Raw genomic sequence first — 7844 nt, 5'->3', positions numbered from 1 at the left:
GCTGGTAAAGTTGGCCTGGGAAAATTTGGTAAGCCCGGTGACATAGTTTAATAACTTATCAAAAATTGAGGGAGGATTATAATGCCAAATACTTCGTTTACTATTCCTGTGGCTAATATGAATTCCGACAGGAGTATAATTGAAGCTTTTTCCAAATGGCTTTAAGGAAGGATGACAATGAAAATCAACATACTCATCATTAAAATGCATTTCTACCTGTAATTATAGTTCTATAAATAAACTAATAGAAAATTACTGTTTTTTATTCTATTTCAAAATTGTATTGTATAAATACCCACATATCATGTATGGACGGTAGATACTTTTAAACGCATTTATAAAAGTATTAATGAACCTATAATCAGGAGTATAATTCCACAAAAAAACCATACCGCCAGAAATATTACGATATGGTTTTCTTCAAAACTTTTACTTACTTAACTTTTAACCAGGTTTGCCTGAATGTTATTCGGAACTGCTTTAAAAGCGGAAAAGGCTGAATTGAACGTTGCCTTTCCCTGGGTAAGTGACCGTAAGTTGGTTGAATACCCGTAAAGCTCAGATTGCGGCACTGCGCACTTTAGAATCTGATAGTGATCAATACTGTCTATTCCTTGAATGATAGACCTTCTTGATTGTAAATCGGTCATAACACTTCCTACCATTTCTTCAGGAACCTTAACGGTTAATTCCTGTATTGGTTCTAAAAGCTTAGGCTTGGCATTCAGAAAGGCTTCTCTGAACGCATGGGCTCCTGCAATCTTAAAGGCGATATCGTTGGAGTCTACGGAATGCATTTTACCATCGTACACCATTACCCGAACGTCACGGATATAAGAGCCTGTAAGTGGTCCTGTTTCCATAACCTCCAAAATACCTTTTCTAATGGATGGTAAATAGCGTATATCTATTACTCCCCCTACAATACAGTTATAGAAGACCAATTTCCCGCCCCAGGCAAGGTCAATTTCTTCCTTCCCTCTTATGTTAAATCCTTCAGGGTCTGGCATACCTTCGTACCATGGTTCTATTTTTAAATGTACCTGTGCAAACTGACCTGCGCCTCCCGATTGTTTTTTATGCCTGTAATTAGCATTTGAAGACCGTTGTATGGTTTCTCTATAGGCAATTTTTGGGGGTTCGAATTTTGCTTCAACACCATAAACATTAGTTAATATCCATTTAATAGTTGCTAAATGTAATTCTCCCTGACAACCTAAAATTAGTTGTTTTAATTCCTTGGAAAACTCAATTACTACAGTTGGGTCCTGACTGTGGATCTTCTTTAATGCATCACTGAGTTTCTCCTCTTCAGTCTTTTTGACTGCTGATACAGACTTTCGTGTTCTGGGTTCCGGGTATTGTATAGGTTTAATAGTAATTGATTTTCCTGCTGCATGAAGTGTGTCATTGGTATCAGTGCTTTTAAGTTTTAATGTGGCTCCAATATCACCCACTTCCAATTTTGATACTGATTCTCGCTTTTTACCATCCATTATATAAAGATGGTTTAGTATTTCAGTCTCACCAGTTCTGGAATTAACCAATTTATCATTTGCTTTAACTACCCCTGATTTTACTTTAAAAAAGGAGATCTGACCCAGACTGGGTTGATAAACAGTTTTAAAAACAAACAAAGCCGTTGGTGCTTCTTTTTTGCGGACCAGCACATCTCCTTCAACAGTTTGTTCGGGTTTTAGATCTGCAGCGGCCGGCGCTACGTTATCTATAAAGCCCATGAGTCTGCCAGAGCCCATATCATTTAATGCAGAAACACAGAAAACAGGAAACAACTCATGATTGAGCATTCCTGCTTTAATACCCACCCGCATTTCATCTTCATTCAGGGTTCCTTTTTCAAAAAATAACTCCAATAATTCTTCATCATTCTCGGCTGCTTTTTCAACAAGTTCATTATGCAGCTTATCTGCTCGTTCCTTTTGATCTTCAGGTATTGGTAATTTTTCTGGTTTACCTCCCTGAGGTGAAAATTTATAACATTTCATCTTAAGAACATCAATGATGCACTGAGCGCCATCAATAATTAGGGGATATTGAATAATTACCGCATTATTGCCTACCAGGGCTTTAATACCCTTGAAAGAGTTCTCAAAATTAGCGTTTACATGGTCGATTTGATTTACCACGAAAAGTGTAGGTTTCGAGTAGTTATCGACATAATTCCAGATGATTTCAGTTCCAATTTCCACTCCATGCTGCGCATTTAAAACTGTAACAATAGTATCAGCTACACGAATTGACGAAATAATCTCACCTACAAAATCATCAAGTCCGGGAGTGTCAATTATGTTTATTTTGTAGTTGCGCCATTCAGTATGCAAAGGTGTGGCATAGACCGATGTTCCTCTTTGGTGTTCTATTTCATGATAATCTGAGACTGTATTATGTGTTTCCACAGTTCCTCTCCTATTAATTAGACCGGCCTCGAAGAGCATGGTTTCCGCTAAAGTAGTTTTGCCGCTATTATGAGCCCCTACGAATACCACATTTTTAATGTGTTTGTCATCATATATTTTCATATGTCCTTAGTTTTTGGGAATAAAATCATAAATCTAATATGGATATAAAATATAGCATATGACTTTTGTTAGGTTTTGGTGTTACTGGTTTCTACAATATAAGTTTTAATTGCTTTTTATCCTTGATTTTTTCTTCTTTTTTCCAATAATAGCCCTGAGAACACCATTTATTACTAAATAACATCAATAATATCATTTTTATATAACTATCAGTATATCAAATGTATAACTAATTTATACACGAATTTTAAGCGATAAATATGTTAAAAATTGCATAATACAGTACTATTTATAACATAGTACTGTAACAAATAAAATAATTTATCGTCTATTAGTTGTAAGTCCTTAAGATTTATGGTTTATAAAAAGTAAAAACAAACAAAATCAATTTAAAAAATAAAAACGATGAGAAATTTTAGCAATCAAACACCAACTGAATCCAGAAGACATTCCTTCTTTTCAAATTTTAAAAACAGCAAGAGAGTGCGCTGGTCTGAAGCAAGACACTATACCAATTAATATAAACATCAAAAATCGAACAATCATGAGACATTTTATTCAACAAACACCAACAGAATCAAGAAGACACTCTTACTTTTCAAATTTTAAAAACAGTAAAAGAGTACGCTGGTCAGAAGTAAGAAACTATACCGTCTAACGGTTAGAGATTAAAAACAAAAATTAAGTAAAACATTAAAAAGCACAGTAATGAGAAATTTATTGCAACATTCACCAACAGAATCAAGACGGTTTTCATACTTTTCAAATCTTAAAGATAGTAAGCGGGTTCGTTGGACAGAAAGCAGAAATTATGTACGATAAGAGGGAGCGAGAAAATGCTAGGAAGAAGCTAGCAGAGATTTAAACAAGGAGGTAATTGAAATTAACCTCCTTTTTTTATGGATTATTTTTAAGTTAATTATTTGTTCTCGTCAACGGAACAAATCTTACTGCCATAACTTCTTTAGTTTTTATCTTACCAGATTTTTTGGAAATTAGAAGTAATTGGCGGATTCCTTTGTGAGGTCCTACTGGAATAATCATCCTCCCTCCTTCTTTTAACTGTTTTAAAAGTGGTTCAGGCACTTCCTCAGCCCCGGCAGTAACCATTATTGCATCAAAAGGACCTTTCTCCGGCCAACCAAGGTATCCATCACCTGTTTTCACTTCAATATTGTTATATCCCAAAGCTGAAAGTCTGTTTTTTGCTGTAAAAGCCAATGCTTCAATAATTTCTATAGTATACACAGAATCTACGATTTGTCCTAATATAGCAGCCTGATAGCCGGAACCTGTGCCAACTTCCAAAACCCGGTCCTGATCTTTTAATTTTAAGACCTGAGTCATGTAAGCGACAATATAGGGCTGAGATATTGTTTGCTCCATTCCAATTGGTAGCGCATTGTCTGCATATGCATATGGTTGGATGTCTTGTGGTACAAATTCATGTCTTGGAACAATTCGCATCGCTTTGAGTGTAGCCGGATCGCTTATATCTCTAGCCAACAACTGCTCCTTTATCATGTTTTCCCTTAATTGTTTATGGTCTATTTGACTATGCGCGAATACCGTAAACAAGGAAATTATTCCCACTAAAATTGATTTAATTCCAGATCTATGCTTTAATAATGTTCTCATTGGGGTCTGCTATGTAATATGAAACGCCCGCGATTGGCAGCGGCATTAATTACTGATTTCCGCTTTTAATGGTCTTAAATTTCCAGAATAGTTTATAGAATTTCTGGCACTGCTAATTACGCTTACACTGGTTTGACCGCTATAACCTACAGTGAGGGTAATATCATGGTGTTCCGTTCCGCTTCTCACACTAATTTTTATTTTAGAGCGTCTTTTCTTATCAATATATTCCACATTATATTTGTCAGGAACACCCTTGTAGGTTATTCCAGGATTACTATTATATCCACCACCGCCTCTTGCTACCCCAAAGTAGGGTAAATCTATATCAACCTCTCCATCTTTTACAATGAAACGATTGGTATTTGTAACCAGTGATATCGATCCTGCTGCCCTATCTGCATCAAACATATAGTTACCCGAATCTATAAGACTTTTGGTAGCTTCATATGCCACATTTTTTTGAGTCTCTTTTTTTTGATGCTTATCTTCTTTAGTTTGTGCAACCAGGCTTCCTGAAACCAATAGAAGTATTACTATTTTAAATAAGGTATTTTTCATAATAAACTATTTTATAATTAAGAAATGTTTCTGTTTTAAGTGTATAATGTATTGAGTTATGATTGTGCAAGAATACCGACCATCACCCAGATTTTTTTATCCAAGTCTTCTTCCCAATAGCCAAGGTCTTTTTCAATTGCGATCACCTCAAAACCAGCCTCTTTCAATTCATTTTTAACATATTTTGGTGCAATTGTATGGCCCTGGGTTTGCTCTTGCCTCGATTTCCCAATCATTTGTTGTTTAAGTTTTTCCAGAATTAAAATACGTCCATCTGGTTTTAATGCTTTTTTTACATGAAAAAGGATTTGCTTATAGTCATTCATTTCATGGTAGGCATCTATAATGAAAACAACATCTATGCTATTTTCCTGTAATTTAGGATCGTCATAGTCCCCTAAAATAGTGTATATATTTCCGATACCCCTTTTAGAGACAATATCATTTAGTTTGTTTAAACGATCCTCCCGAACGTCTACCGAATATACTTTTCCGGTCTCACCAATAAAATCTGAAAGGCGAATGCTCATATAACCCTGGTGGCAACCTATATCGGCAACGCTGTTACCAAGCTGTATATCAGCCATTTCCAAAATTTGTGCGACTTGCATCCACTTATCACGAGCCTTCCAATCACTCTCCGAATATTGACAATACATTTCAGGTATTATCAGAAAAAACAAAAGAAAGCCTATTTTAATTGCTCTGGAAAACATCTTTAAAAGGTACTATTTTCAAAAATAAACTACACTTAAAACTATCTTAAATTCTTTATGCATTATCGTTTTACTATAGGCAATCTAATTTGAGATGGATATTGTTTAGAATGATGTACACTATTGCGAGCAACTACTCCCTCTTTTTCATCGAAATTATCCCCTCCAGTATTTAAATTTCTAGCGAATCTGGGAAAATTACTACTCGAGACTTCAATGCGAATTCTATGCCCTTTTTCAAAAAAGTTACTGGTAGCCATGGGTGTTAAGTTAATTTCATACACCTTTTCCTTTTCCATAAATACTTCCCTATCATAACCTTCTCTATAACGCACACGTTGTATGGTTTCATCAAGGTTATATGCCCGCCCATCCGGATAAACATCAATTAGTTTTATTGTAAAGTCGGTATCTTTTGCGTCAGATGAAACATACAGTTTACTTTTAATAAATCCAGTTACTTCTAAACCTTCTTCCAAGGGTTCTGTGGTATAAACAAGAATATCTTGTCTTGTTTCCATGGCTTGTTGATCGTAGGCACCTCCTTTTACCGCATTCCCTGTGCAACAAACATTGCCCCCATACGACTTCACCGGATTCATAGGATCATATTTAAAACTATCGGGTGTGTTTCCACTATCAGGCTCTTTTATACTAAGCCTTCCATCTCCGTATAAGCTATTGGCTTTACCACCACTGGTCAAATAATAGGTTTTCAACTCAGAGCTTTCCGGAGGCCAGGTTTCGGAAGACTGCCAAACATTAGTGCCCATAGTATAATATTGAACTCTTGGAGTGTTGTCCTTAAATTTGTTGTTTTCTCCTTTTAGCCAAAGATCAAACCAGGAATATATTTGCTCGTTATAATTAAGTCTTGCGTCTCCTACATTTCTTTCACCGACTATAGTATTTGCGGTAGCCCTGGTATATCTGCAATGTAATGTAGGTGCGATTACTAAATACTGATTATCCCGTACAAATTGGTCTTTACTATTATTTCTAACATGATTATATAATGCCAGGTTAGGGCTTATAGATACATCATACCATGAGGCAAACCAAAAACTAGGCACCCCTATTTCCATATCGTCGTGGTAGAGCCCACCTGTATACCAATCTTCATGATTAGGATTACGCCTTACCATTTTATCAAAAACCTCTCGTTTCCCTTTAATATTCTGTAAAATATCTTGAATAGGTAAATGGGCCAAAGCTTCGGACATATCTACCGGCGGATTCTCAGGTGCCAAATCATAGAATCTGGAAATACGTATAAGATCTTCCTGAGTAGCCCCTTCAGGAATTCGGGGTTTATACTTATCATGCTCCACACCGTATAGCCAAGCAAAAAATAGCAACTGCTCTGCACCACCTCTGTACCAATTACCCTGTTCATAATAGTCGCCAACTCTGCCAACTCCTGCTCCAAAACTTTGAGGCACCATAGCGGCATGTGAAGGATGATCCAAAGCCGCAACGGCCATCTGCCATTCTGCAGTGGATGAGCATCCAAGCGTTCCAATCTTGCCGTTAGACCAAGGCTGATCCTTCATCCAGCTAAAGGCATCATAACCATCAGTCAGTGGAATACCTAATATATCCCATTCACCTTCAGAATAATATCTTCCACGCTCATTTTGTACGACATAGGCATAACCCCGTTGTACAACTTCGTATGCTTTTTCCGCTGTTCTGGTTTTTTGCTCGCCATCGCCCCATGAATTAAAATTATATGGTGTTCTTGAGAATATGACAGGTACTTTTTTATCAGTTTTAGGTCGGTATATATCCGTAACCAATCGTATTCCATCTCGCATTGGCATCATTACTTTCTGATCTATTATAGCAATTTCCTGGAGCTTTTCAAATATATCATTCTGCGCATGGATCTGAAAAACGCCTGAGGAAAAGGTTATTATAAATAATAGAAAAGTGGTTTGAAGTGTTCTCATTAAGTTGGTTTTTTTAAAATAATTATTTAATATCAAAAATAGAAAAATACACTATCGCTTTAACATAAAAAATCCAACCTGCGAATTACCCCGGGTAGTTTCTATTCTGTACCAATAAGAATCAGAAGCCATGGGTTTACCATTAAAACTACCATCCCACCCCTGATCCGCAAATAATTGCTTCAATAATTGGCCATACCTGTTAAAGATATGCACCGTATTTACCTGGATTTCCGAAGTAGAGTTAACTATCCAAAGGTCATTAAAACCGTCATTGTTTGGAGTGAAAAATTTCGGAACAGGTAATTCCTCAGGTGTAAGCTGAAATCCAGCTGTCGTAAATGATTCCTCCCGGCAATTTTCTGCCAGGTAATTTGCGCTATAGGGAATAATCGTTACATAAATAGTGCTCGCCTCAGGAAGTGGCTGTTCAAAGC

The 7844-nt window shown here is 36.4% G+C and carries 6 protein-coding genes and 1 pseudogene; all 7 read right to left on the bottom strand.

What is annotated here, in order from left to right; genetic code table 11:
• Positions 1–210 (bottom strand): annotated as a pseudogene (locus WBN20_RS02460) (peptidase M19); the annotation flags it as partial.
• Positions 211–437: 227 nt separating this feature from the next.
• Positions 438–2540, bottom strand: coding sequence for an elongation factor G (locus tag WBN20_RS02455; RefSeq protein WP_424280585.1), 2103 nt, complete (start codon positions 2538–2540; stop codon positions 438–440).
• A 915-nt stretch (positions 2541–3455) separates the two neighbouring features.
• The gene (locus WBN20_RS02450) at positions 3456–4178 is read right to left on the bottom strand and encodes a protein-L-isoaspartate(D-aspartate) O-methyltransferase (RefSeq protein ID WP_424275309.1); all 723 of its coding nucleotides are present in this window, start codon (positions 4176–4178) and stop codon (positions 3456–3458) included.
• Positions 4179–4223: 45 nt separating this feature from the next.
• Positions 4224–4739, bottom strand: coding sequence for a DUF4251 domain-containing protein (locus WBN20_RS02445; RefSeq protein ID WP_424271552.1), 516 nt, complete (start codon positions 4737–4739; stop codon positions 4224–4226).
• Positions 4740–4795: 56 nt separating this feature from the next.
• Positions 4796–5455, bottom strand: coding sequence for a class I SAM-dependent methyltransferase (locus WBN20_RS02440; protein WP_424280584.1), 660 nt, complete (start codon positions 5453–5455; stop codon positions 4796–4798).
• Between the two features lie 62 nt (positions 5456–5517).
• On the bottom strand, positions 5518–7407 hold the full coding sequence (locus tag WBN20_RS02435) for a CocE/NonD family hydrolase (RefSeq protein ID WP_424280583.1): 1890 nt from the start codon (positions 7405–7407) through the stop codon (positions 5518–5520).
• A 51-nt stretch (positions 7408–7458) separates the two neighbouring features.
• A partial coding sequence (locus tag WBN20_RS02430) for a T9SS type B sorting domain-containing protein (RefSeq protein ID WP_424280582.1) occupies positions 7459–7844 on the bottom strand: 386 nt, incomplete at its 5' end.

It is taken from the genome of Eudoraea sp., from assembly GCF_049665975.1.
GTDB lineage: Bacteria > Bacteroidota > Bacteroidia > Flavobacteriales > Flavobacteriaceae > Eudoraea.
Note: the sequence above shows the minus strand (reverse complement) of the source record. Positions and strands in the feature narration are given on the sequence as shown.